Raw genomic sequence first — 25395 nt, 5'->3', positions numbered from 1 at the left:
TGTGCATGCAACTCGAAATCTTCCAGGTCGATGCCTTTTCCACTGAACCGTTCGGTGGCAACCCGGCCGCAGTGATCCCGCTGGACAGCTGGCTGCCGGACGATGTGCTGCAGCGCATCGCTGAAGAAAACAACCTGTCAGAAACAGCCTACTTCGTGCGCAAAGGCGAAACGTTCGACCTGCGTTGGTTCACCCCCACCGTGGAAGTCGACCTGTGCGGCCATGCTACCTTGGCCTCGGCTTACGTGCTGTTCGAGCAACTGGGTGAGCAGGCGCAAGTGCTGCGCTTCAATACCCGCAGTGGCGAGTTGCGCGTCAGCCGTGGCGCTGATGGCCTGCTGGCCATGGACTTCCCCGCCAAACAACCCGTAGCGGTCGACATGCCAGCGGGCCTTTTGCAGGCGCTGGGCTTGAGCCAGGCGAAGGCGGTGTACCTTAGCGACGATTATGTGGTGGTGATCGATGACGCCATGCTGCTCGAAACGTTGAAACCCGACTTTGTTGCGCTGTCGGCCTTCGACGTCCGTGGCATTGCCGTGACCGCGGCAGGGCGTGGCTTTGACTTCGTCACCCGCTGGTTCGGCCCGCGGGTTGGTGTGAATGAAGACCCGGTAACCGGTTCGGCACACACCTCGCTGGCGCCGTTATGGGCCCAAAGGTTGGGCAAGAACGTGCTGAGCTGCGAGCAGGGCGGGGCACGCAAAGGGCAGTTGCAGTGCGAAGTGCCGGGCAATGGCCGCGTGATTATCAGTGGACGGGCGGCGTTGTACCTGCGGGGCAATGTGTACATCTAGTACGGCGTGCGATGCCTTGGGGGGCTTCTATAATTGCTGGCCCATCTTTCCGTTCAAGGAGCCACCCATGGCCCTGGAAAAACACGGCACCTGCCTGTGCGGCGACACGCGGCTGACGGTCACCGTCGACAATACCCATATCAGCGCTTGTCATTGCAGCATGTGCCGCAAGTGGACCGGCGGCCCGCTGCTGGTGGTCCACTGCAGCAAGCCTCCGCTGATCGAAGGGCGTGCGCCCAGCGTCTATGATTCGTCCGACTGGGCCCAGCGTGCTTTCTGTGGCCGCTGTGGTACGCACCTGTACTACCGGCTCAAGGCCAACGACTTCCATGCCGTGCCGGTCGGCCTACTCGATGGCGACCAAGCCTGGGATTTCGACCTGCAGATCTTCGTCGAAGAGAAACCCGCGTGGTACTGCTTCGCCAATCAGACCAAGGAGCTGTCCGGCCAAGAGGTGTTCGAGCAGAACAGCTGATTCAACGTCATGTCTGTACGGAGGCATTCCGTCGGCGAATGCCTCCGTACAATTCTGCGTGAACTTGCCAAACCGGTGCATTCCTGAGAAAAGGGCGGTTTTGTTTTTCAGCGTTTGGAGTGTACCCGTGAGCCAAGAACTGCAGATCATCGACCTGGTCGAGGGAGACGGCAAAGCCGCCGTCAAGGGTGCCCTGATCACCACCCAGTACACCGGCTGGCTGGCCGATGGCAGCGAGTTCGACTCGTCCTGGTCGCGCGGTAAGCCGTTTCAGTGCGTGATCGGTACCGGCAGGGTAATCAAAGGCTGGGACCAAGGCCTGATGGGCATGCGTGTTGGCGGCAAGCGCAAGCTGCAGGTACCGGCGCACCTGGGGTATGGCGAACGCAGCGTGGGGGCGATCCCGCCGAATTCGGACCTGACCTTCGAGATTGAACTGCTGGAAGTGCTCACGCGGGATGATTGAGTGGGCACGTTGCAACCCGAGGTTCTTGCACCTTACACAATTGCGCAACACCCAGCCCCTAATCTAGGCCTTGCCTAGGGAACGGCATCCACCTCCAGGGAGGAACCAAACGGGTTCAGGGCACTCTGACCCTCACTCGTGCCAAGGAAGGCATTCACTACAAGGACGCCCTCTAACTGTTGGGCGATGTGGCGAGTAAACCCGATTTTCTCTGCCACACGAGCCTGCCTTGATGAAGTTGCCAACATTCTTCCACCGTCGCCGTCACTTGCTGCTGAGCCTGGTGCTCACTGCCATCGCCGCGCCGCTGGCGCTGGAGGCTGTCGAAAGCCGGGCGCAACCGGTGGATGGCACCCAGACCCTGGTGTTTCTGCGTCATGGCGAGAAGCCGGGCGAGGGGCTCGGGCAGTTGAATTGCCAGGGCCTCAACCGTGCGCTGGACCTGGCCACTGTACTGCCCGAGCGCTTCGGCAAGGCCGACTATGTGTTTGCCGCCAACCCCACGCGGCATGTCGAGGAAGGCAGTAGGGATGAAAGCTACAGCTACATCCGCCCATTGATGACCATCACCCCCAGTGCCATCCGCCTCGGCTTACCGGTGAATATCGACTACGGCGCCAACGACACCGCTGAACTGGCCGATGAGTTGCTGAGCGACAAATACCGCAATGCGACCATCTACACTGCCTGGTCCCACGGCTACCTGCCGGAACTGATCAACACGGTGGCCGGCAAGGCCCTGGGGGAGGAGCGGGTGATCACCGAGGACTGGAGCGGCGAAGACTTCGACACCCTCTACGTACTGACCCTGACCTGGCACGATGGCAAGGCCAGTCTGCTGAGCCGCAATGTGCGCCAGGGCCTGAATGACGGTGCGCATAGCTGCCCGACCTGATCCGCTGGTACTGTTTGGCAAGGAAGCCGGAACAGGGATGAGCGATGAAGCAGCGGGTAACGGTGATCGGTGGCGGAGTGGTGGGCCTGGCGACGGCCTACGCGCTGGTTCGGGAAGGGTGGTCGGTTGATCTGATCGAGGCCCGCGACAGCCTGGCGTCGGCCACCAGCTTTGCCAATGGCGGGCAATTGTCCTATCGCTATGTGGCGCCGCTGGCTGATGCCGGGGTGCCGTGGCAGGCGCTGGGCTGGCTGTTGCAGGGCGAGTCGCCATTGCGCTTGCGCTTGCGCATGGACCCGGCCCAGTGGCGCTGGCTGCTGGCATTCACCCTGGCTTGCAGGCGTAGCGTCAATCGCCGTAATGCCGGGCACTTGCTTGAGCTGGCGCTGTACAGCCAGGCCGTTTTGGCGCAGTGGCGCGAACACCAGAACCTGGGGGATTTCGCCTGGCGGCGCAATGGCAAGCTGGTGGCTTTTCGCAGTGAACGGGCCTTTGCCCAAGGCCGGGAACAGTTGACGGACCCGGCCAGTCAGCAGGTGCTGGCGGCTGCCGAGCTGCGCGGGCTGGAGCCTGCCCTGGATGGCGCACCGTTTGTGGGGGGCGTGTTCACGGCGGGCGAAGAGGTTGGCGATTGCCACGTGTTTTGCTTGCGGCTGGAGGCGCTGTTGCGCGCGTCGGGCCAGTGCCGTTTCCTGCTTGGCCGGCCGGTGACGCAATTGGTTCAGCGCCAGGGCCAGGTCGTGGCACTGCAACTGGGCGATCAGCAGCTGGACGTGGAGCAGTTGGTGCTGTGTGCCGGGCATCGCGGCCCAGGCTTGGCATTACCGGGGGTGCAGATACCGGTTTACCCGTTGAAGGGCTACAGCCTGACCGCGCCGATCAGCGCCGGGCATCTGCCCCCGGAGGTGAGCCTTACCGACTATGAGCGCAAGATTGTCTATGCACGCCTGGGGCAGCAGCTGCGGGTAGCGGCGATGGTGGACATTGTCGGCTTCGACGAGTCGGTGGACATGCGCCGTTTGCAGAGCATGCGGCGGCTGGCGCTGGAGACGCTGCCAAGGGCGGCGGATTATGGCCAGGCGGTGGAGTGGGCGGGGATGCGACCCGCGACACCGACCGGGGTGCCGATCATAGGTGGGACAGTGTACCGCAACCTGTGGCTGAACCTGGGGCATGGGGCGTTGGGATTCACCTTGGCCTGTGGCAGTGCGCAGCGCTTGGCCGAGATGATGCGTTAAGCGGGCCGGCCTCTTCGCGGCTAAAGCCGCTCCTACGAGGACCCCACGGTATTCAGGCGGGTGGTGGTTCTGTAGGCGCGGCTTCAGCCGCGAAGAGGCCGGTACAGGCGAAGGATGTCTAGCGGCCGAAGCGCATCGGCCAGCCCACCACTTTCTTCGCCCGTGGCGTCGCATAGGTGCGCACTTTGGACGTGCTCAAACCCATGCGCACCAGCGATTCGGCAATGGTCACCGCTGCACTCACACCATCCACCACCGGCACGCCGGTGCGTTGGCGAATCTGCTCGTCCAGCCCGGCCATGCCGCCACAACCCAGGCAGATCACCTCGGCCTTGTCGTCGCGCACGGCGCGTTCGGCCTGCTCGACAATCGCCTCCACGGCCCGCAGCGGGTCGGCTTCCAGTTCCAGCACCGCCAGCCCGCTGGCTCGCACCGAGGCGCAGCGGTCATACAGGCCCGAGAGCTTCAGGCGGTCCTCGATCAGTGGCACGGTGCGGTCAAGCGTGGTTACTACGGAATAGGCGTGGCCCAGGTACATTGCCGTGCTGGCGGCGGCGTCGGTAATGTCCACCACAGGCACGTTGAGCAGTTCCTGCAGGCCTTCGCGGCCATGCTCGCCATAACCGGCCTGGATCACGGCATCGTAAGGCCCTTCAAAGGCCAGTACCCGGTCCATCACCGCGATGGCCGCGAGGTAGCTCTCGAAATTGCCCTCCACCGATTCGGCGCCAAACCAGGGTGTCAGGCCGACGATTTCGGTACCGGGTGCGGCCACCGCACGGGCCTGTTCGGCAATGGCGTGGGTGATGGCTTCGGTAGTGTTGACGTTGGCGATCAGAATACGCATGGGCAGTCCTCCTTGATCAATGGCCGCTGTGGTCGACGGCGATGCACTCGCCGCTGACGTCGTGGTAATGGCGGTTACGTGGCGCGATAAGCAGGTACAGGGCGGCGGCGATGCCGGCACCAATCAGCCAGGAGAACGGCGCGATGCCCTGGAAGTTGGGCACCAGGGCCAGCACGATGGCCAGCAGTGCGGCCGGCACGAAGGCGGCCACGGCGCGCAGGTTGATGCCCTTGCTGTAGTGATAGGCGCCGGCCGGGTGCTCGGTATACAGCTCCGGCACGTTGATGCAGCCTTTGCGCAGCAACCAGTAGTCGGACATGATCACGCCGTACAGCGGGCCGAGCAGGGCGCCCAGGCCCGACAGGAAGTACACGATCACCAGCGGGCTGTTGTACAGGTTCCAGGGCAGGATCAGCACCGCCAGGGTGGCGCTGATCAGCCCGGCACGGCGGAAGTTCAGGTGGCGCGGCGCCAGGTTGCTGAGTACGAAGGCCGGGGCGACGAAGTTGGCCATGATGTTCACCGCCACGGTGACGATCAGGAAGGCCAGGCAGCCGAGCACCAGGAATGGCGTGCTGGGTATGGCGGCAACGATCTGCGTCGGGCTGTCGATGATCTGGCCGTTGATCTGGAATTGCGCGCCGCACAGCACCACGGTGATCACGGCGAATACCAGGATGTTTACCGGCAGGCCCCAGAAGTTGCCCACGCGGATGGTCTTGCGGCAAGGCGAGGAGCGGGCGAAGTCACAGAAGTTCAGCACCAGGGTGCCGTAGATCGCCAGCCACAGTGCGCCGCCGGCAAAGATGTTGCGCCACATCTCGTAGCCGGTCAGCGGGGTTGCCACCGACCAGGCAATGCGCGCATCGGCCTTGAAGTACATGAACACCGCCAGTGCGGCGACGGTCAGCAGGATCACAGGCCCGGCAAAGGCCTCGTAACGGCGCACCATCTCCATGCCGTAGGCCAGGATCACCAGCTGCACCAGCCAGATCGACACGAAACACACCCAGCCCAGGCTCGACAGGCCGAGGATGCTGTCGTGGTCGTAGGCTGCCAGTTGCGGCCACACGGCGGTGAGCAGCACGCGCAGCACCACCGATGCCAGGTAGGTCTGGATGCCGAACCAGGCGATGGCGATGACGGCACGGATCAGCGCCGGGATCTGCGCGCCGTGGATGCCGAAGGCAATGCGGCTGATGACCGGGAACGGTACCCCGGTTTTCTGCCCCATGTAACCCGACAGGTTCATGAAGAAGTACACCAGTGCCGCGCCGATGGCCAGCGACAGCAGAATTTGCCAGCCGCCCAGGCCGAGGGCGAACAAGCCCATGGCGAACGAATAGTTGGCGATATTGTGCACATCGTTTGTCCACAGCGCGAAGATGCTGTAGCCGCCCCAGCGACGGCCTTCCATACGCGTTGGCGCCAGGTCGCGGTTATGCAGGCGCGGGCTGAGAACAAGGTCCGGCTGGTGGCCGGCAAGCGTGGACGCGGGGTGTGTGCTGGCGACGGATAGTTCAGGGGCAAGGTCGAGGCTGCTACTCATTCCGGCGGGCTCCTGATGCACTTGGACTGCGATGAGCGGGCATGCGCACGGGCTCGCCATCTCGTCGGTGCAGCGTTGGCATCACAGGGTTGTGGGCGCGGCGGCTGACATTGGGTCGGCGTCGCGGATTCTTGTGTATCTATGTTTTGTTTAAGTTGTATACAAAACACGAACACACAAAAGCGAGTTCCATGCCAAGGGAAGAGCAGGTTTCAACAGGCGATGATTTCGAACTTATCTTGTTAAAAGGTAAGTTAATGAAATACAGAGAATATAAGTTGACCGTATGAACAAGTTTAAATTTTTGAAAGATTGATTAGTTGATCATTTGGTCAAAATAAAGGGAGGAAAGTGTGTAACGAATTGGGGCGCTACTGAAGAAAGTGCACACAAAAATGGCACCTATGGTTACGTTTTTGTGTACAAAAAATAGTCAGCTTTTCCTGTGCTGGCCTCTTCGCGAGCACGACTGCGAGGAGGCCAGTACAGGGGCCGATCAATCCATTGGCGGCAACCGCCGCTTGACCGGGGTCTTCTTGATGATCGCGGTATTGGTCTCAGCCAGCACATTCATGAGGTCGAGCAGCGTGTCCAACTGCTCCATCGAGCGCACATGTAGTCGGGCTATGAAGCAGTCCTCGCCAATGACCTTGTCGCATTCGGTGAACTCAGGGATGGCAATGATCTGGCGCTCCACTTCTTGCAGCTTCCCCGGCAACGGACGGATACGCACGATCGCCTGCAACTGGTAGCCAAAGGCGCGTGGGTCGACCTCCACGGTATAGCCGCGCAGCACGCCACGCTCTTCCAGCCGCCGCAGGCGCTCGCTGACGCTGGGTGCGGACAGCCCGCTGACCTGCGCCAGAGCCTTGAGCGAGCGGCGCGAGTCCTCCATCAGTGCGTTGATCAATACTTGGTCAATGGCATCGGTCATGCTCACCTCATCAGGTAGTTCGTGTTATCTGCCTTGATAGTAAAGGCAGGTTGGCGAAAATGCCTTGGTTATCCGCTGGATGGCCAGGCTGCCGCCTTTGCATACTGTGGCCATTATCAAAGGGAGGTTTGAGATGGACAGTTCATTGCGCCGCGGCTCGCTGGAAATGGTCGCCGCCATGCTGATTTCCGGGACCATTGGCTGGTTCGTGCTGGTGTCCGGCCAGCCGGTGCTGGATGTGGTGTTCTGGCGCTGCGTGTTCGGTGCCGTGACCTTGCTGGCGATTTGCGCCGCGTTTGGCTTTCTGCGACCGGGCGTGATCAGCCGCACGGCATTTTTGCTGGCGATTGCCAGCGGGGTGGCCATTGTCGGCAACTGGCTGCTGTTGTTCGCTTCGTACGCACGGGCGTCGATTGCCATTGGCACGGCGGTTTACAACGTGCAGCCGTTCATGTTGGTGGGGCTGGCGGCGCTGTTTCTGGGCGAAAGGATCACGTTGGCCAAGGTGACCTGGCTGAGTGTGGCGTTCCTCGGCATGCTGGCCATCGTCAGTGCCCACGGCGCTGGGCAAAGTAATGGCGAGGACTATCTGCTGGGGATTGCCCTGGCGCTGGGGGCGGCGTTTCTGTATGCAATCGCGGCCTTGATCATCAAGCGCCTGAGTGGCACGCCCCCGCACCTGATTGCGTTGATTCAGGTAACCACGGGTGTGTTGCTGCTGGCGCCATGGGTCACGCTTGGCGGGTTGCCGGTCGAAGTGCCGGCCTTGGCCAGCTTGTTGACACTGGGGATGGTGCACACCGGCCTGATGTATGTGCTGTTGTACAGCGCCATCCAGCGTTTGCCCACGGCCTTGACCGGTGCGCTGTCGTTCATTTACCCGATTGCGGCAATTCTGGTGGACTGGGTGGCGTTCGGGCACCGCCTGGCGCCGCTGCAGTGGCTGGGCGTGGGGTTGATCCTGCTGGCGGCAGCGGGCATGCAGCAGGGGTGGTGGTTCCGCTCGGCGCGCCATCCTGTAGGCGCGGGTTTACCCGCGAAGAGGCCCGCAAGGTAGAATGCCGCTTTTTGCCAGCCTGCGATCCGCCATGACCTCGCCCATCGACACCCTTGAGCAACACCTGCTTGCCGCCCTCGACCCTGCCCCACAGGAAACCCGCCGCCTGTTTCACGGCCGCGGCCGCTGCTGGCAGGGCCTGGAGCAGGTGACCGTCGACTGGCTGCAGGGCGTGCTGTCGGTCGCCTTGTTCCGTGAGCCGGCCGAAGGCCTCCTCGCCGAACTGGAAGCCATGCTGCGCAGCTTGGCCGAGCGCCCGCAGTGGACGGGTCAGGCAGTCATCATCCAGCACCGCTACCTGCCCGACAGCCCGGGCCAGTGGCTGCTGGGCGAGCCGTGCCAGCAACGCGAAGTGATCGAGGACGGCCTGACCTACCTGCTGGACTTGGGCGTGCGGCAAAACAATGGCCTGTTCCTCGACATGCGCTATGGCCGCCGTTGGGTGCGCGAGCAGGCGGCGGGCAAGCGTGTGCTGAACCTGTTCGCTTATACCTGCGGCTTTTCCGTGGCAGCGATTGCCGGCGGCGCTGAGCAGGTGGTGAACCTGGACATGGCCAAGTCGGCCCTGTCGCGAGGCCGGGACAACCATCGCCTCAATGGCCACGATGCATCACGGGTGGCGTACCTGGGGCATGAACTGTTCAAGTCGTGGGGCAAGGTGCGTAAGTACGGGCCTTATGACCTGATCATCATCGACCCGCCGACCTTCCAGCGTGGCAGCTTTGTGCTGACCCAGGATTACGCAAAGATCCTGCGGCGTTTGCCGGAGTTGTTGAGCGAAGGCGGGACGGTGCTGGCGTGTGTCAACGACCCGGGGATCGGGCCTGAGTTTCTGATTGAAGGCATGGCAGAGCAGGCGCCTTCGTTGGCTTATGTCGAGCGCCTGGAAAACCCGCCGGAGTTTCCGGACGTTGACCCGGCGGGGGGGCTGAAGGCCTTGGTGTTCCGCCGGGTTTGATGTTGCTTGTGCGTTACTGACCGGTATAGATCTGGTCAAACACCCCACCATCATTGAAGTGGGTCTTCTGCACGGTACGCCAGTCACCGAAGGTTTTCTCCACCGACAGGAAGTCCACTTTCGGGAAGCGGTCGGTGTACTTGGCCAGTACCGTCGCATCACGCGGGCGCAGGTAGTTGTTGGCGGCGATCTCCTGGGCTGCTGGTGACCACAGGTACTTCAGGTATTCCTCGGCCACGGCCTGGGTGCCTTTCCTAGCCACCACCTTGTCGACCACCGTCACCGGTGGCTCGGCTTCGGCCGATACGCTTGGGTAGACCACTTCGAACTGGTCGCGGCCGAACTCGCGGGCGATCATCTCGGCTTCGTTCTCGAAGGTGACCAGCACGTCACCGATCTGGTTGGTCATGAACGTGGTGGTGGCGGCACGGCCACCGGTGTCCAGCACGGGTGCCTGCTTGAACAGCTTGCCGACGAAGTCGCGGGCTTTGCTTTCATCGCCACCTTGCTTGAGTACGTAGCCCCAGGCCGACAGGTAGGTATAGCGGCCATTACCCGAGGTTTTCGGGTTGGGCACGATCACCTGGACACCGTCCTTGAGCAGGTCGGGCCAGTCTTTCAGGGCTTTCGGGTTGCCCTTGCGCACGATGAACACAGTGGCCGAGGTGAACGGCGCGCTGTTGTTCGGCAGGCGGGTTACCCAGTTGTCGGGTACCAGCTTGCCATTGTCGGCCAGGGCGTTGATGTCGGTGGCCATGTTCATGGTGATGACATCGGCCGGCAGGCCATCGATCACCGCACGGGCCTGCTTGCTCGAGCCGCCGAAGGACATCTGCACGTTGACCTTCTCATTGTGCTCGGCTTCCCAGTGCTTCTGGAAGGCCGGGTTGTAGTCCTTGTAAAAGTCGCGCATCACGTCGTAGGAAACGTTGAGCAGGGTGGGGGCGGCCTGGGCGAGGTTGCCCAGGGCCAGGCCTGCGGCGAGCAGCGAGGCGGTGAAGAGTTTTTTCACGTTGCTTCCTTGTTCTTGAAGGGTGTTGGGGCAGATTGCCTGCGACTATAGCGGGTGGGTTTATACGGGTTAAAGAACAAAAAATGCTTTGGTTATGCTTCTGCCTGTGCCGGCCTCTTCGCGGGTAAACCCGCTCCTACGGGGACCGCGCACGGTCCGGGCCTGTTGTAGGGGCGGGTTTACCCGCGAAGAGGCCGGCGCAGGCGCTGTCACGCTTTGGGAAACAACCCATTCCCACAGCGAGAACAGAACGCTGCCCCCTGCTCGTGGGTCTTCTTGTGGCAGGTCGGGCAATCATGCTGCAGCTGCTCCCCACGCATGGCATTGGCCAGCTCGGCGGTAAAGATGCCGGTCGGCACGGCAATGATCGAGTAACCGGTAATCATCACCAGCGACGACAGCACCTGCCCCAGCGGGGTCTTCGGCACGATGTCGCCAAAGCCCACTGTGGTCAGGGTAACGATGGCCCAGTAGATGCCTTTGGGGATGCTGGTAAAGCCATGCTCAGGCCCTTCGATCACGTACATCAGCGTGCCGAACACCGTTACCAGGGTCGATACGCTGACCAAGAACACGATGATCTTCTGCTTGCTGCCGCGCAGTGCCTCCATCAGGTAGTTGGCCTGCTTTAGGTACGGGCTGAGCTTGAGTACACGGAAGATCCGCAGCATCCGGATGACCCGGATGATGAGCAGGTACTGGGCGTCGCTGTAGTACAGCGCGAGGATCCCCGGCACGATCGCCAGTAAATCGACCAGACCGTAGAAACTGAAGGCATAGCGCAACGGCTTGGGCGAGCAGTACAGGCGGGTGATGTATTCGGCCAGGAAGATCGCGGTAAAGCCCCACTCGATGCCGGCCAGCAGGCCGGCGTAGCCTTGGTGCACCTCGTCGATGCTGTCGAGAATGACGGTGACCAGGCTGGCCAGGATGATCAGCAGGAGGATCTTGTCGAAGCGGCGGCCTGCTACGGTGTCGGTCTGGAAGACCATGATGTAGAGGCGTTCGCGTAAAGGCAGAGGTGCGGTCATGAAGTGCAGGTTCCGAAAGCTTGAGATGCAAGACTAGATGCACAGGGCCTGCTACGGAAAGGTGAATCATGTCACCTGCTAAAAATGCCAGTACTAAGGTTCTCGTCGAGGCCTCAGTATAAGACTGGGTATTTCATTGACAGCGAGGCGGGAAATGAACGACCAGTCAAAAGCAGTAAGCCGGCAGCGTTTGGGGCACACTTTGTTAGCTTACACACCATTTGGTTTTTTACAGTGCATCGAGAGCGCAACGCGCTTGGCGTTCAATGGGCAGTGGTTGGAGAGAGGAACGCAGGGGTATCTGCTGGGCAGTGGGAAGCGGCTGTTCAATCCTGCACTTATGCGTTTTTCCAGTCCAGACAGTTTGAGCCCCTTTGGCAGAGGTGGCGTGAATGCATACATGTATTGCGGTGGAGATCCTGTGAACCATACCGACCCCTCAGGCAACGCAGGAGTAAAAACCGGTTTCGGTAAGTTCATGAAGCAGAAGAATGTGAACTTGGCGCAGCGGACGAGAGCCAAGAAGTTCTTACGCGAGCCGATGCAGGCGATTGCCGAGCAGAAAGGAACGTTTAGATTTACGGTAAAGGTAGGTTCATCTTATATTGAGGTGAATGTAGTGGACGGGAGCTTCTCTTATGCGTCTAGAACCAGTTTCGATTTGCGGTCGAATCCTGCTAAATACCAAAAAAATGGCATTGAAGTGAGTCTCGACCATGTTCCTATGATGCCGGTTGGCAGGGGTTTTTCATCAACAATGGATCTTGTTCCTAAAGAAAAAACCAGCGCAATGCCACCGATTACTCCACAACACCCTCAACTACCGGCTGCAGGGGCGAATTTAAGAGCTAACTTGCCTATCGACGCGACGATTGATTCTTCTGAGGCTTAGCTGAGTAAACGCACTGTCACCTACATGCATTAACCAGCAGGCAACTACAAATGGTGCGATCAGCGCTGCCATAGGTAGAAGGCCGGACAGCGGTTGCGGCAGCAAGGCCAGGGCGTTCGCCAGCAGACCGGCTAGGGCAACAAACAGGGCGCCGCCGATCAGGTTGGGCGCGGTCAGCAGGATGGCCAGGGGGGTGTGCAGCAGCACCTGGCTGAAGCCGTTGAGTAACGCCGTGGCTCGATCGGGGCACGGGTTGACGAAATGTTTGGTGTACATGGGGCAGTCAGTGAGGTTGATGGGGGGCGGTGGGCCTCTTTGGGCCTCGGTTTTCCGCGGTCGGGTAGAGCGGTATTCGGGGAGGGCTTTGCCCTCCAATCGCGACACAAGGCCGCTCCCACAGGGATTGCATTTCCTTGTGCCAGCGCGGCCCTGTCGGAGCGGCCCGCGAATAGGCGGCGCAGGCGCTATCACGCTTTGGGAAACAACCCATTCCCACAGCGAGAACAGAACGCCGCCTCACCAGGAACACGATGTTCTTCTGCTTGCTGCCGCGCAGCGCCTCCATCAGGTAATGGGTCTGCTTGAGGTACGGGCTGAGCTTGAGTACAGATGGCGGCCAGTAAGCCGGCTTAGCTCTGGTGCACTTCGTCGATGCTGTCGAGGATCACCGTGACCAGGCTGGCCAGGATGATCAACAGCAGGATCTTGTCGAAGCGGCGACCGGCTAGGGTGTCGGTCTGGAAGACCATGATGTAGCGGGTTCCGAAGGCAAAGCGGAAAGCCTAGAGGGTCTTTGCCCAAGGCTGCAACGAATGAACTGTTAAAATTGCTAGTTCTCCGGATCGGATTGGCTGGGGCAGAATCCCGTAGGGTCAGGGGGGAGGCGAGCATGAAACTGCAGAGTGGACAGTTACCCGAGCAAATTGCTGTTGAGCGTGCTCAGACGAAGTGGATACGGTCATACGCAGCTTATGGGTATTCACTGAATTGGCCGATTCCTTCATTGGGTTTCAATGGCGAACGGCACGATGGCATCTTGCAAGCCTATGCGCTGGGCAATGGTCACCGATTCTATAGCCCCATTTTTATGCGTTTTTACAGCCCGGATGGTTTAAGCCCTTTTGGGAATGGTGGGCTGAATGCTTACTGTTATTGTGAGGGTGATCCGATAAACAGCTCTGACCCGTCAGGTCAGATGAAACGTGTGAAAACTGGGCTAACTGCTGAGTTTAAGCGCTTCGGCATACCGAAAATTTTCAAAAGGGGAGTGAAGAATCATTTCGCGAACAGCTCTGAAGCTTACAGCTTGGGTATTGGTAGTGCTGGATACGAAATTTCCAGAGGTAAGGATGGTCGGTTTACGGTGGTCAAGGTTGATGGTTTGGGCGCTACTCGGAAACAGTTGGAGCGCTCTCAAGCAGACAACGTTCGCCTTCAAGAACAGAATCAAGTGCTGCAGAGCAGGCTAGATGAGCAGCTAGCGCTACGCTCTCTTCCGAAGCCTCTTCGTCCTCTACCTCCGTCTCCGTCTCCGCCACCGCGCCCGCCAAAGGGTATTTCCTCGGCACCCGATCCAGCTCCCATTAGGCTGCCAGAGGCGGAGTGGATATCTGCCCCCCGTTAGTTCGGTAATCGATGTGAGCTGTCTTTCTGTGTCCTGTGACCTAGGTGATCAGCTACATGCATCAGCCAGCAGGCGGCGACAAAGGGCGCGGTCAGGCCGGGCACAGGCATCAGCTTGAACAGGGGTTGCAGCAGCAAGGCCAGGGCAATCGCCAGCAGGGTCACCCAGGGTTTTTCACCTCGCCTGCTGAAGGCCAGTGCCGCCAGGGCTGCGTTGAAACCGTATAGCCCCAACCAGGCAGCTTGCGGTCGATCGGCGAGCAGCGCCACCCCGCCGCCAATGGCCGAGCCGATCACCGCCCACAGCGCCGCATAGGGATTGGCGATGAACATGCCGACGATGATCAGCAACCCGGCCAAGGGCTGGTCGAGCAGGAAGATCTGGCCTATGCCGCGGGCCAACGCATACAGCGGGTCAGCTTCGACGAAGCCGCTGGGCGAGGGGCTGGCGATTAGCAGTGTGGCCCAGCCGAGCATGACGAAGGGGGCGGTGTAGGCGACCAGCAACTTGCCGCCGCGCTTGCGCCACTGGTGGGTGATGATGCTGGACAGGCCGCCGGCGGCGATGATCAGGGGGGGCAATATGGCCGACCAGGGCAGCACGGCGCTGATCAGGATGCCGATCAGTACGCCGTTGTAGCAGTAAAGCCCGGCCTGGCGGTCGGCACGGTCATAGCCGCGTGCCTGGGCGGTGAGCAGGCCGGCCAGGGCGCCAAGCAGCGCGCCGCCGACCAGGTTGGGTGCTGTCAGCAGGATGGCCAGCAGGCAGCACAGGCCGCACAGGGGGTTGCGCAGCAGCAGCACCTGGCTGAAGCCGTTGAGTAACGCCGTGGCCCAGTCGGGGCACGGGTTGACGAAATTTTTGGTGTACATGGGGCAGTCAGTGAGGTTGATGGGGGAGCGGTGGGCCTCTTTGGGCCTCGGTTTTCCGCGGTCGGGTAGAGCGGTATTCGGGGAGGGCTTTGCCCTCCAAACGCGACACAAGGCCGCTCCCACAGGGATCGCATTTCCTTGTGCCAGCGCGGCCCTGTGGGAGCGGCCTTGTGTCGCGAAAGGGGCGCAACGCGCCCCCGGCAATCTCAGATCAAAGTCTCGATCCGCAGCGTGTTAGTCGTACCCGGCTTGCCGAAAGGCACGCCAGCGGTGATCAGCAGCGTGTCGCCACGGCTGGCCATGCCTTGCGCCTGGGCAATCTCCAGGGCAGTGGAAACCACCTCGTCCACCTGACGCAGGCGGTCGTTGACCACCGAATGCACACCCCAAGCCACGCTCAGGCGGCGTGCGGTGTTCAGGTTCGGCGTCAGGTTGAGGATCGGTGCCCGTGGCCGCTCGCGTGCAGCCCGCAATGTCGAGGCGCCCGACTCGCTGTAGTTGACCAGCACTGCCACCGGCAGGATGCCGCTGATGCGGCGGATGGCGCAGCTGATGGCATCCGACACGGTCGCTTCGGCCTTTGGCCGGCCGACGTCGAGCTGGGCCTGGTAGTCCGGGCCATTCTCCACCTGGCGGATGATCTTGCTCATCATCTGCACAGCTTCCAGCGGGTAATCGCCCGAGGCCGTCTCGGCCGACAGCATCACAGCGTCGGCACCTTCGGCCACGGCGTTGGCCACGTCAGTGACTTCGGCACGGGTTGGCGCTGGCGAGAAACGCATGGATTCGAGCATCTGCGTGGCCACCACCACGGGTTTGCCCAGCTGGCGGCAGGTGCCGATGATGCGCTTCTGGATCTGCGGCACGCTTTCGGCCGGTACTTCCACGCCCAGGTCACCACGGGCCACCATGATCGCGTCTGCCAGCTCGGCGATGGCTTGCAGTTGCTCGACGGCCGATGGTTTCTCGATCTTGGCCATCAGGTAGGCGCGGTCGCCAATCAGCTGGCGCGCTTCGACGATGTCTTCAGGGCGCTGGACGAACGACAGGGCGACCCAGTCCACACCCAGTTCCAGGCCAAAGGCCAGGTCGCGGCGGTCTTTTTCGGTGAGCGGGGAGAGGTCGAGCACCGCTTGCGGTACGTTGACGCCCTTGCGGTCGGAAAGCTCGCCACCGTTCAGCACCTCGGTGTCAATCGCGTCGCTGTGCTTGGCGGTCACGCGCAGGCGCAGTTTGCCGTCGTCCAGCAGCAGGTCCATGCCGGGTTCGAGGGCGGCAATGATTTCGGGGTGCGGCAGGTTGACCCGGCGGCTGTCGCCCGGGGTTTTGTCCAGGTCCAGGCGCAGGGCTTGCCCGCGTTGCAACTGCACCTTGCCTTCGGCGAAGCGGCCAACGCGCAGCTTCGGCCCTTGCAGGTCCATGAGGATGCCCAGCGGGTAGTTCAGTTGCTGCTCGACTTCGCGGATCCACTGGTAGCGCAGGGCGTGGTCGGCATGCTCGCCATGGCTGAAGTTGAGGCGGAAGATGTTCACCCCGGCTTCGACCAGCTGGCGGATATCGTCGATGCCGTTGATCGCAGGGCCAAGGGTGGCGAGGATCTTTACTTTTTTATCAGGCGTCATGATTGGGCAGTCTCGAGGATCAGGATGGCGCGGAAGTCGTTGACGTTGGTGCGGGTCGGTTCGGTGACGATCAGCGCATCCAGCGCGGCGAAGTAGCCGTAGCCGTTGTTGTTGTCCAGCTCGTCGCTGGCCGACAGGCCCAAGGCTTCGGCGCTGGCGTAGCTGGCCGGGGTCATGAAGGCACCGGCGTTTTCTTCCGAGCCATCGATGCCGTCGGTGTCACCGGCCAGGGCGTACACGCCCGGCAGGCCTTTCAGGCTTTCGGTGAGGCTGAGCAGGAACTCGGCGTTACGCCCACCACGGCCATTGCCGCGCACGGTCACGGTGGTTTCGCCACCCGACAGGATCACGCAGGGCGCTTTGAGCGGCTGGCCGTGCTGAACGATTTGCCGGGCGATACCAGCATGCACCTTGGCCACTTCGCGCGATTCACCTTCCAGGTCGCCGAGAATCAGCGGGCTGAAACCGGCCTGACGGGCTTTGACCGCGGCAGCCTCCAGCGACTGCTGGGGTTTGGCGATCAACTGGAAGTGGCTGCGGGCCAGGGCCGGGTCATCGGCCTTGACGGTTTCCGAGGCCGGGTTGTTCAGCCAGTCGATGACCGCTTTGGGCGCTTCGATGTTGTAGCGTTTGAGGATGGCCAGGGCGTCGGCCGAGGTGCTCGGGTCGGCCACGGTGGGGCCGGAGGCGATTACCGTGGCGAGGTCGCCCGGTACATCGGAAATGGCATAGGTGTAGACCGTGGCCGGCCAGCAGGCCTTGGCCAGGCGCCCGCCCTTGATCGCCGAGAGGTGCTTGCGCACGCAGTTCATCTCGCCGATGGTGGCGCCGGATTTCAGCAGTGCCTTGTTGATCTGCTGCTTGTCGGCCAGGGTCAGGCCTTCGGCAGGCAGGGCCAGCAGCGCCGAGCCACCGCCAGACAGCAGGAAGATGACGCGGTCTTCTTCGTTGAGGTTGCTGACCAGTTCCAGCACGCGCTTGGCCACCGCCAGGCCGGCAGCGTCCGGGACCGGGTGGGCGGCTTCGACCACCTCGATCTTCTGGCAGTTGGCGCCGTGGCCGTAACGGGTCACGACCAGGCCGGAGACTTCGCCCTGCCAGCTTTTCTCGACCACTTCGGCCATGGCGGCTGCGGCCTTGCCGGCGCCGATGACGATAACCCGGCCGCTGCGATCGGCGGGCAGGTAGGGTTCGAGGACTTGACGGGGGTGGGCGGCGGCGATGGCTGTGTCGAACAGCTCGCGGAGAAGTTTTTGCGGATCGACCGACATGGCAGGCTCCCAATTATTGTTGTTCTGCAGAATCAAAAACGCCCCTGGAACTGCCTCCGTGCAGGCCGAACCAGGGGCGGGTGTTGCTCGATGCCACCATTGGGCCTGTGGTCGCAGGTTCAACGGCGTTGGCTTCTTCGCGGGCAAGCCCGCTCCTACATGCACAGCTCTGAGCGATTGTGCGGTCTTTGGTAGGAGCGGGTTTACCCGCGAAGAGGCCAGTGAGGCTAAAAACGATTTATTTGTCGTCGCGGATCGAGAAGTTGGCCATGTGCTCCAGGCCTTTGATCAGCGCCGAGTGGTCCCAGTTGCCGCCGCCCAGGGCCTGGCAGGTGTTGAACACTTGCTGGGCATTGGAAGTGTTGGGCAGGTTGATGCCCAGTTCCTTGGCGCCTTGCAGGGCCAGGTTCAGGTCCTTCTGGTGCAGGTTGATGCGGAAGCCTGGGTCGAAGGTGCCCTTGATCATGCGCTCGGCGTGCACTTCGAGGATTTTCGACGAAGCAAAGCCGCCCATCAGTGCTTCGCGCACCTTGGCAGGGTCGGCGCCGTTCTTGGCGGCGAACAGCAGGGCTTCGGCCACGGCCTGGATGTTCAGGGCGACAATGATCTGGTTGGCGACCTTGGCGGTCTGGCCGTCACCGTTGCCACCGACGCGGGTGATGTTCTTGCCCATGGCTTCGAACAGCGGCAGGGTGCGCTCGAAGGCGTTCGGGCAGCCACCGACCATGATGCTCAGGGTCGCCGCCTTGGCGCCGACTTCACCACCGGACACCGGGGCGTCCAGGTAGGCGGCACCGGTAGCCTTGATCTTCTCGGCGAAGGCTTTGGTGGCGGTTGGCGAGATCGAGCTCATGTCGATCACCACCTTGTTCGGACCAACGCCTTCGGCCACGCCGTTTTCACCGAACAGGACGCTTTCGACCTGCGGGGTGTCGGGGACCATGACGATGATGAATTCGGCTTCCTGGGCAACCTCTTTCGGGTTGGCCAGGGCCACGGCACCGGCAGCGATCAGGTCGGCTGGCGCGGCGTCGTGGTGGGTGGAAATGAACAGGCTGTGACCTGCCTTTTGCAGGTTCTGAGCCATGGGCTTGCCCATGATGCCGGTGCCGATGAAACCGATTTTAGCCATGAGAAATTACCTCTTTGTAATTGTGATATCTCAAGCAAGCTTTGGCCCCCTGTGGGAGCGGGCTCGCCCGCGAAGCAGACAACTCGGTGGATGGCACCGGCTTTGCCGGTGTTCGCGGGCGAGCCCGCTCCCACAGGGTCCCGAGTTGTTCCTCAGATTGCGTTATGGGTTTTCAGCCAGCCCAGGCCCGCTTCGGTGGTGGTCAGCGGCTTGTACTCCGCGCCCACCCAGCCCTGGTAGCCGATGCGGTCCAGGTGTTCGAACAGGAAGCGGTAGTTGATCTCGCCGGTGCCTGGTTCATTGCGGCCTGGGTTGTCGGCCAGCTGGATGTGGTTGATCAGCTTCAGGTTGGCTTCCATGGTGCGAGCCAGGTCACCTTCCATGATCTGCATGTGGTAGATGTCGTACTGCAGGAACAGGTTGTCGCTGCCCACTTCGGCCTGGATTTCCAGCGCCTGCTGGGTGGTGTTCAGGTAGAAGCCGGGGATGTCGCGGGTGTTGATCATTTCCATGACCAGACGGATTCCGGCGGCTTTCAGCTTGTCAGCGGCGTAGCGCAGGTTCTCGACGAAGGTCTTGCGCACGGTGGCGCAGTCCGGGCCTTGTGGGCGGATGCCGGCCAGGGCGTTGACCTGGGTATTGCCCAGCACCTTGGCGTACTCGATGGCCTTGTCGACACCGGCACGGAACTCTTCGATGCGGTCGGGGTGGCAGGTGATACCGCGCTCACCTTTGGCCCAGTCGCCGGCCGGCAGGTTGAACAGCACCTGGGTCAGGCCGTTGGCCTCCAGCTGCTGCTTGATGTCGGCAGCGCTGAAGTCGTACGGGAACAGGTATTCGACGCCGCTGAAACCAGCATCGGCGGCAGCCTTGAAGCGGGCCAGGAAGTCCTGTTCGGTGAACAGCATGGACAGGTTGGCAGCGAAGCGAGGCATGAGTTGTCTCCTTGCGATGAAGGCCCCCAGGGCGTGCCTGGGGGCGTCAGGCGATCAGTCCAGCAGCGAGATGGCGGTTGGCGCGTCGTTGCCGACCAGAGCCAGGTCTTCGAATTCGTTGACCGCGTTGATCTCGGTGCCCATGGAAATGTTGGTCACACGCTCGAGAATCACTTCAACCACCACCGGCACGCGGAACTCTTCGGCCATCTTCTGTGCCTTGATCAGGGCAGGGGCGATTTCTGCTGGCTCGAACACACGGATGGCCTTGCAACCCAGGCCTTCGACCACGGCGACGTGGTCGACACCGTAGGTGGCAGCGTCGGTCGAGTTGATGTTCTCGAACGCCAGTTGTACACAGTAATCCATGTCGAAGCCACGCTGCGCCTGGCGGATCAGGCCCAGGTAGGCGTTGTTCACCAGCACGTGGACGTACGGCAGGTTGAACTGGGCGCCTACCGCCAGTTCTTCGATCATGAACTGGAAGTCGTAGTCACCCGACAGCGCCACAACCTTGCGCTTCGGATCGGCTTTGACCACGCCCAGCGCAGCAGGGATGGTCCAGCCCAGCGGGCCGGCCTGGCCGCAGTTGATCCAGTGGCGAGGCTTGTACACATGCAGGAACTGCGCGCCGGCAATCTGCGACAGGCCGATGGTGCTGACGTAGCAGGTGTCTTTGCCGAACACCTGGTTCATTTCTTCGTAGACGCGCTGCGGCTTGACCGGCACGTTGTCGAAGTGGGTCTTGCGCTGCAGGCTCGACTTGCGCTCCTGGCACTCTTCCAGCCAGGCCTTGCGGCACTTGAGCTTGCCGGCGGCTTTCCACTCGCGGGCCACTTCCAGGAACACGTCCAGTGCCTTGCCAGCATCGGAAACGATGCCCAGGTCCGGGGTGAACACGCGGCCGATCTGGGTCGGTTCGATGTCGACGTGCACGAACTTGCGGCCTTCGGTGTAGACATCGACGGAACCGGTGTGGCGGTTGGCCCAGCGGTTACCGATACCGAACACCAGGTCGGATTTCAGCAGGGTTGCGTTGCCATAGCGGTGCGAGGTCTGCAGGCCGACCATGCCGACCATTTGTGCGTGGTCGTCCGGGATGGTGCCCCAGCCCATCAGGGTCGGGATCACGGGTACGCCGGTCAGTTCGGCGAATTCGACCAGCTTGTCGCTGGCGTCGGCGTTGATGATGCCGCCACCGGCTACCAGCAGTGGGCGCTCGGCGTCATTGAGCAGGGCCAGGGCTTTTTCGGCCTGTACGCGTGTGGCGGACGGTTTGTGCACGGGCAGCGGTTCGTAGGCGTCGATGTCGAATTCGATTTCGGCCATCTGCACGTCGAACGGCAGGTCGATCAGCACCGGGCCTGGGCGGCCGGTACGCATTTCATAGAAGGCCTTCTGGAAGGCGTAAGGCACCTGGCCTGGCTCCAGAACGGTGGTCGCCCACTTGGTTACTGGCTTGACGATGTTGGTGATGTCGACAGCCTGGAAGTCTTCCTTGTGCAGGCGGGCACGTGGCGCCTGGCCAGTGATGCACAGAATCGGGATGGAGTCGGCCGAGGCACTGTACAGGCCGGTGACCATGTCGGTGCCGGCAGGGCCGGAAGTGCCGATGCACACACCGATGTTGCCCGGGTTGGCGCGGGTGTAGCCCTCGGCCATGTGCGAGGCACCTTCGACGTGACGAGCGAGGACGTGATCGATGCCACCGACTTTTTTCAGGGCCGAATACAACGGGTTGATGGCAGCCCCCGGGATGCCGAACGCGGTATCTACACCTTCACGGCGCATGACCAGAACGGCTGCATCGATTGCTCTCATTTTGCTCATGGTTTGTGCCTCATCGATTTTGTAATTGTATACAACTTGCTTTGCGACAGAGTGTATTCACGCCTGGCGGCTTAGGTCAATGGGTTTTCATCGGCTAAGCTGGCTTTCGTCAGAGCGCCCGTGAAAACGGGGGTTTGCGCCATCGCATACGATCGTTTCAAAATATTGTATACAAAAATATCTCTCGTTGTGTTCTATTTGTTCGATCGGTTTTCAACTGCCCTTAGGGCTTCTCACAACAAGAAGAGGACCTTTCCATGAACGTTCTTAACCTGAAAGTCGCCGTCAGCCTGGTGAATGCCGCGCTGGTGGCGGGCCGCAAGATCAATGCCGCGCCGCTGACCGTGGCGGTGCTGGATGCCGGCGGGCACCTGCTGGCGCTGCAGCGCGAGGATGGCGCGAGCCTGATTCGGCCTGAAGTGGCCACGGGCAAAGCCTGGGGTGCGATTGCCCTGGGCAAGGGCTCGCGCTTGCTGGCGCTGGATGCGCAGCAGCGGCCGGCTTTTTTTGCCGCGTTGAACGGGATGGGTGAGCGGCCGGTGGTGCCGGCGCCGGGTGGGGTGCTGATTCGTGATCAGGACGGCAAGGTGCTGGGTGCCGTGGGGATCAGCGGCGATACGTCGGATATCGACGAGCAGTGTGCGATCAGTGCGATCGAGGAGGTGGGGTTGCGGGCAGATGCTGGGGTAGCGGCCTAAATCTCTATTGCCTGTTCTGGCCCATTCGCGGGCAAGCCCGCTCCTACAGGGACTCCACAACCTTCAGGCATGTGGTGATCCTGGGAGCGGGCTTGCCCGCGAATGGCTCTTCGATATGGTTCAGGCTGCCTCAGGCTCACAACCTTTCAAGACCATACGAATGATGGTCTCGGCCGCCGCGTCATAATCACTGTCGGCCAACTTGGCCTTGCCGGTCACCGCAGAAATCTGCCAGTCGAAGTCGGCATAGGTCTGGGTCGCTGCCCAGATGCTGAACATCAGGTGATGCGCGTCCACATGGGCGATCTGCCCGCGGTCGATCCAGCGCTGGATGCACTCGATGTTGTGTCGGGCCTGTTCGTTCAACTGCTCGACCTGGTTCGGAGACAGGTGCGGCGCGCCATGCATGATCTCGCTGGCGAACACCTTGGACGCATGGGGCAGATCACGCGAAATGCGAATCTTCGAACGAATGTACGCACTCAGCACTTCCTTCGGGTCGCCGTCTGCATTGAACGGCGTGGATGCCTGCATGATCGGCGCGATGATGCTTTCAAGGACCTCGCGGTAGAGATTGTCCTTGGACTTGAAGTAGTAATACACGTTCGGCTTGGGCAGGCCGGCCTTGGCCGCGATATCGCTGGTCTTGGTGGCGGCGAAGCCCTTGTCGGCGAATTCCTCGCTGGCCGCGCGCAGGATCAATTCCTTGTTGCGCTCGCGAATGGTGCTCATGGTCAGGGATCTTCCTCGTGTCTGGCCACCTCTAAGAGGGATCGGGCATGGTAGCACCGGCCTCGACGGGCGCTCAAGGCAGCGGCTTTGGGCTAGAATCCGGCACATTGACTTATTTGGATACAAGCAAACATGGCAGGAAGCAGTCTACTGGTACTGATCGACGACATCGCCACGCTGCTGGATGACGTCTCGCTAATGACCAAAGTCGCGGCGAAAAAGACAGCGGGTGTGCTGGGTGACGACCTGGCGCTGAATGCCCAGCAGGTCACCGGCGTGCGTGCCGATCGTGAACTTCCGGTCGTCTGGGCGGTGGCCAAGGGGTCGTTCGTCAACAAGGCGATCCTGGTACCGGCCGCGTTGCTGATCAGTGCGTTCATACCCTGGGCGGTTACGCCGTTGTTGATGCTGGGTGGCGCGTTCCTGTGCTTCGAGGGTTTCGAGAAGCTGGCGCACAAGTTCTTGCACAGCAAGGAAGAGGATGAGGCACAGCACGAGGCGCGCAAGGAGGCCGTTGCCGATCCCAGCGTTGACCTGGTGGCTTTTGAAAAAGCCAAGATCAAGGGGGCGGTGCGTACCGACTTCATCCTGTCGGCAGAAATTATCGCCATTACCTTGGGTATCGTGGCTGACTCGCCGCTGACCCAGCAGATCATCGTGCTGTCGGGCATTGCGGTGGTGATGACCATTGGTGTGTATGGGTTGGTAGGCGGGATCGTCAAGCTTGACGACCTTGGGCTGTGGATGGCCCGCAAAACCTCCAGGCTGACTCAGGCAGTGGGTAACGGCATCCTGCGGGCGGCGCCGTACATGATGAAAAGCCTGTCGGTGATTGGTACTGCGGCGATGTTCCTGGTTGGTAGTCCAAAGGTCACGCCATGGACGTCGATGTCCACATGTGATACGATATGGACATATGGACAAGAGAAAGGAACAGCTGGGTATGAAGAAAGAGGGATTAGGTACACCGGCCTCACCCCGATATGACTCCCTGGCGCGTCGTGTTCTCATTCCAGAGTTTCGCCTTCTAACATTAAACTTTCCTGACTCATCTATTGCTTCTGAAACTCTTGATCATGAGTTTATAGAGGAAGCATACGGCTACTTCCCAAACTTCCCCGTACTTATTCAAGGAGATGGCGTTCCTTGGGAGATAGGGAACTTATATCTCGTGGACAGGCTGAAGAGATCAGTTAGCTACGAGTCTAGAACGTTTCAGAGTGTTGCAACACATTTAGTTGACTATCTACGTTTCTTAGAAGATGAGGAGCTGGACTTTCTAGCTTTTCCTGAAAATGATAACTTGAAGGTTACATATAAGTATAGGCGTCGACTGATAGATCAGATTAATTCTGGTGAGGTGAAGCGTAGGACTGGCAAGATTCGCATGAATGCGGTTGTCAAATTCTATAAAAGCATCATGAAGCATAAGCTGGTAAAAGCGTCGTCCTTCAAATATCAGCCCTATGAGATTGTTTGGAAATACATCACGATTGAAAACAACTTTGGGCTTTCAAGTCTCTTGCCTGTGGAGTCGCATAACCTAGCTATTGCTGCTCCAACTTCTCCTAAGCTGCCGGAATATATTAATGATGGCGGAATGCTTCGTCCACTAAGCATTGATGAGCAGGAGAGGGTTCTCTTTGGGCTCCTAGGGTCATCTCGTGAGTATCAGTTGATTTTTTACGTGGCGTTATTCACAGGTGCTCGAATTCAGACAATTTGCACTATTCAAGTTCGTCATATTTGGCGAGAACTTGATGGTCAAGGAGACTTACGCCTACCTGTCGGTGGAGGTACAGGCGTTGATACGAAGTGGGGGCGCTTGATGACTATAATAATCCCTGGTTGGCTAGTTCAAGACCTGAGGATTTACAGTCGTAGTCTAGAGTCGAAAAAACGGAGAGAGAAGTCCTTTTATGGGGATGTAGATACCAACTACCTGTTTTTGACCAGTAATGGAAGTGAGCACTATACGAGCAAAAGGGAAATTAAGGATCGTGGTATTGTTGGCGTTAGTCAGATAGCGAGTGATAGAGACCGGGCCTATGGGTCGATTCGTGAGGGAGCGACAATACGCCAATTCATTTCGGAGACGCTTTATCCTAGGATTATACAAACCGATAAGCTTTTCCGCCGATTCCGTTTCCACGACCTTAGAGCATCATTCGGCATGAATTTGTTGGAAAGCGAAATTGAAAGTCGCGGCCCGGATGGTGTTATGGCAGCGCTTGACGTAGTTCAGCAACGTATGGGTCACAAAGATAAGTCTACGACGATGCAGTATTTGAATTACAGGTCTAACCTGGAGCGAAAGGCTGACATCCAGTCTAAATTCGAATCTCGATTGTTTAAGCACGTTAATACTGCTTCGGGCATGGTAAACGCATCTGATGAATAAGAGCTTTGAGTATCGTCGAGTTGTGCTTTTAGAGTTTGAGGACTTTGAGACCAAAGTGCTCCATCCTCAGGCAGTAGTCTTGACGTACTACCAATCTGGCACTAGCAGTCGAATGCATAGTTTGGATGTA

The 25395-nt window shown here is 60.4% G+C and carries 24 protein-coding genes and 2 pseudogenes; 12 read left to right on the top strand and 14 right to left on the bottom strand.

What is annotated here, in order from left to right; translation table 11 throughout:
- Positions 1–5: 5 nt before the first annotated feature.
- The 5 genes from C4Q27_RS03565 (at position 6) to C4Q27_RS03545 (ending at position 3868) form a co-directional block, all read left to right on the top strand.
- Positions 6–794 carry a PhzF family phenazine biosynthesis protein gene (locus tag C4Q27_RS03565; RefSeq protein WP_010955053.1) on the top strand — a complete coding sequence of 263 codons (789 nt, stop codon included), beginning with the start codon at positions 6–8 and terminating at the stop codon, positions 792–794.
- A 67-nt stretch (positions 795–861) separates the two neighbouring features.
- The gene (locus tag C4Q27_RS03560) at positions 862–1269 is read left to right on the top strand and encodes a GFA family protein (protein ID WP_004577113.1); all 408 of its coding nucleotides are present in this window, start codon (positions 862–864) and stop codon (positions 1267–1269) included.
- 127 nt (positions 1270–1396) lie between these two features.
- The gene (locus C4Q27_RS03555; protein WP_019099528.1) at positions 1397–1735 is read left to right on the top strand and encodes an FKBP-type peptidyl-prolyl cis-trans isomerase; all 339 of its coding nucleotides are present in this window, start codon (positions 1397–1399) and stop codon (positions 1733–1735) included.
- Positions 1736–1967: 232 nt separating this feature from the next.
- Entirely contained in the window at positions 1968–2630 is a 663-nt protein-coding gene (locus C4Q27_RS03550; RefSeq protein ID WP_003254363.1) for a hypothetical protein, read from the top strand.
- Positions 2631–2674: 44 nt separating this feature from the next.
- On the top strand, positions 2675–3868 hold the full coding sequence (locus C4Q27_RS03545; protein ID WP_104886501.1) for a D-amino acid dehydrogenase: 1194 nt from the start codon (positions 2675–2677) through the stop codon (positions 3866–3868).
- 118 nt (positions 3869–3986) lie between these two features.
- Here C4Q27_RS03545 and C4Q27_RS03540 read toward each other — a convergent pair whose 3' ends face one another.
- The 3 genes from C4Q27_RS03540 to C4Q27_RS03530 form a co-directional block, all read right to left on the bottom strand.
- Entirely contained in the window at positions 3987–4715 is a 729-nt protein-coding gene (locus C4Q27_RS03540) for an aspartate/glutamate racemase family protein (RefSeq protein ID WP_010955048.1), read from the bottom strand.
- 16 nt (positions 4716–4731) lie between these two features.
- The gene (locus tag C4Q27_RS03535) at positions 4732–6264 is read right to left on the bottom strand and encodes an NCS1 family nucleobase:cation symporter-1 (protein ID WP_047604158.1); all 1533 of its coding nucleotides are present in this window, start codon (positions 6262–6264) and stop codon (positions 4732–4734) included.
- Positions 6265–6760: 496 nt separating this feature from the next.
- Positions 6761–7198, bottom strand: coding sequence for an Lrp/AsnC family transcriptional regulator (locus tag C4Q27_RS03530; RefSeq protein WP_104886500.1), 438 nt, complete (start codon positions 7196–7198; stop codon positions 6761–6763).
- A gap of 133 nt (positions 7199–7331) precedes the next feature.
- Here C4Q27_RS03530 and C4Q27_RS03525 point away from each other — a divergent pair, with 133 nt between their 5' ends.
- On the top strand, positions 7332–8255 hold the full coding sequence (locus C4Q27_RS03525) for a DMT family transporter (RefSeq protein WP_104886499.1): 924 nt from the start codon (positions 7332–7334) through the stop codon (positions 8253–8255).
- A 31-nt stretch (positions 8256–8286) separates the two neighbouring features.
- Positions 8287–9213, top strand: a complete 927-nt coding sequence (locus tag C4Q27_RS03520) for a class I SAM-dependent methyltransferase (RefSeq protein ID WP_371919365.1) — start codon at positions 8287–8289, stop codon at positions 9211–9213.
- Between the two features lie 13 nt (positions 9214–9226).
- Here C4Q27_RS03520 and C4Q27_RS03515 read toward each other — a convergent pair whose 3' ends face one another.
- Positions 9227–10225 (bottom strand): sulfate ABC transporter substrate-binding protein, encoded by a 999-nt coding sequence (locus C4Q27_RS03515; protein WP_020193435.1) that lies wholly within the window; start codon positions 10223–10225, stop codon positions 9227–9229.
- 209 nt (positions 10226–10434) lie between these two features.
- On the bottom strand, positions 10435–11256 hold the full coding sequence (locus tag C4Q27_RS03505; protein ID WP_104886497.1) for an ion transporter: 822 nt from the start codon (positions 11254–11256) through the stop codon (positions 10435–10437).
- Between the two features lie 154 nt (positions 11257–11410).
- Here C4Q27_RS03505 and C4Q27_RS29945 point away from each other — a divergent pair, with 154 nt between their 5' ends.
- Entirely contained in the window at positions 11411–12148 is a 738-nt protein-coding gene (locus tag C4Q27_RS29945; protein ID WP_104886496.1) for an RHS repeat-associated core domain-containing protein, read from the top strand.
- Between the two features lie 120 nt (positions 12149–12268).
- Here C4Q27_RS29945 and C4Q27_RS03495 read toward each other — a convergent pair.
- Together C4Q27_RS03495 and C4Q27_RS03490 are read right to left on the bottom strand one after the other, a co-directional pair.
- A pseudogene (locus tag C4Q27_RS03495) lies at positions 12269–12424 on the bottom strand (urea transporter); the annotation flags it as partial.
- 217 nt (positions 12425–12641) lie between these two features.
- Positions 12642–12897, bottom strand: a pseudogene (locus C4Q27_RS03490) (hypothetical protein); the annotation flags it as partial.
- A gap of 140 nt (positions 12898–13037) precedes the next feature.
- Here C4Q27_RS03490 and C4Q27_RS29940 point away from each other — a divergent pair.
- Positions 13038–13772, top strand: coding sequence for an RHS repeat-associated core domain-containing protein (locus C4Q27_RS29940; protein WP_104887841.1), 735 nt, complete (start codon positions 13038–13040; stop codon positions 13770–13772).
- On the opposite strand, the gene C4Q27_RS03480 is transcribed toward C4Q27_RS29940, so the two are convergent.
- From C4Q27_RS03480 to gcl, 6 genes are all read right to left on the bottom strand, one after another.
- Positions 13769–14644, bottom strand: coding sequence for an urea transporter (locus C4Q27_RS03480; protein WP_104886495.1), 876 nt, complete (start codon positions 14642–14644; stop codon positions 13769–13771). The two genes, C4Q27_RS29940 and C4Q27_RS03480, sit on opposite strands and share 4 nt — an antisense overlap.
- A gap of 206 nt (positions 14645–14850) precedes the next feature.
- A complete protein-coding gene (gene pyk, locus C4Q27_RS03475; protein WP_003254349.1) occupies positions 14851–16266 on the bottom strand; it encodes a pyruvate kinase in 1416 nt (471 codons plus the stop codon).
- Positions 16263–17537 carry a glycerate kinase gene (locus C4Q27_RS03470; RefSeq protein ID WP_003254348.1) on the bottom strand — a complete coding sequence of 425 codons (1275 nt, stop codon included), beginning with the start codon at positions 17535–17537 and terminating at the stop codon, positions 16263–16265. The genes pyk and C4Q27_RS03470 overlap by 4 nt, the downstream gene beginning before the upstream one ends.
- 238 nt (positions 17538–17775) lie before the next feature.
- Positions 17776–18669 carry a 2-hydroxy-3-oxopropionate reductase gene (locus tag C4Q27_RS03465; protein ID WP_010955040.1) on the bottom strand — a complete coding sequence of 298 codons (894 nt, stop codon included), beginning with the start codon at positions 18667–18669 and terminating at the stop codon, positions 17776–17778.
- A 152-nt stretch (positions 18670–18821) separates the two neighbouring features.
- Positions 18822–19604 (bottom strand): hydroxypyruvate isomerase, encoded by a 783-nt coding sequence (hyi, locus tag C4Q27_RS03460; RefSeq protein ID WP_064493250.1) that lies wholly within the window; start codon positions 19602–19604, stop codon positions 18822–18824.
- Positions 19605–19658: 54 nt separating this feature from the next.
- Positions 19659–21434 (bottom strand): glyoxylate carboligase, encoded by a 1776-nt coding sequence (gene gcl, locus C4Q27_RS03455; protein ID WP_010955038.1) that lies wholly within the window; start codon positions 21432–21434, stop codon positions 19659–19661.
- Positions 21435–21691: 257 nt separating this feature from the next.
- Between gcl and C4Q27_RS03450 the strand changes: the two genes are divergently transcribed.
- Positions 21692–22132, top strand: a complete 441-nt coding sequence (locus C4Q27_RS03450; RefSeq protein WP_010955037.1) for a heme-binding protein — start codon at positions 21692–21694, stop codon at positions 22130–22132.
- A gap of 120 nt (positions 22133–22252) precedes the next feature.
- On the opposite strand, the gene C4Q27_RS03445 is transcribed toward C4Q27_RS03450, so the two are convergent.
- Positions 22253–22864 carry a TetR/AcrR family transcriptional regulator gene (locus tag C4Q27_RS03445; protein WP_010955036.1) on the bottom strand — a complete coding sequence of 204 codons (612 nt, stop codon included), beginning with the start codon at positions 22862–22864 and terminating at the stop codon, positions 22253–22255.
- A gap of 132 nt (positions 22865–22996) precedes the next feature.
- On the opposite strand from C4Q27_RS03445, the gene C4Q27_RS03440 reads away from it, so the two are divergent.
- Both C4Q27_RS03440 and C4Q27_RS03435 read left to right on the top strand, forming a co-directional pair.
- Positions 22997–23851 (top strand): DUF808 domain-containing protein, encoded by an 855-nt coding sequence (locus tag C4Q27_RS03440; RefSeq protein WP_371919364.1) that lies wholly within the window; start codon positions 22997–22999, stop codon positions 23849–23851.
- Positions 23808–25265 carry a site-specific integrase gene (locus C4Q27_RS03435; protein ID WP_158666124.1) on the top strand — a complete coding sequence of 486 codons (1458 nt, stop codon included), beginning with the start codon at positions 23808–23810 and terminating at the stop codon, positions 25263–25265. Before C4Q27_RS03440 ends, C4Q27_RS03435 begins: the two co-directional genes overlap by 44 nt.
- The last annotated feature ends 130 nt before the right edge of the window (positions 25266–25395 follow it).

Source organism: Pseudomonas sp. SWI36 (assembly GCF_002948105.1).
Lineage (GTDB): Bacteria > Pseudomonadota > Gammaproteobacteria > Pseudomonadales > Pseudomonadaceae > Aquipseudomonas > Aquipseudomonas alloputida.
Note: the sequence above shows the minus strand (reverse complement) of the source record. Positions and strands in the feature narration are given on the sequence as shown.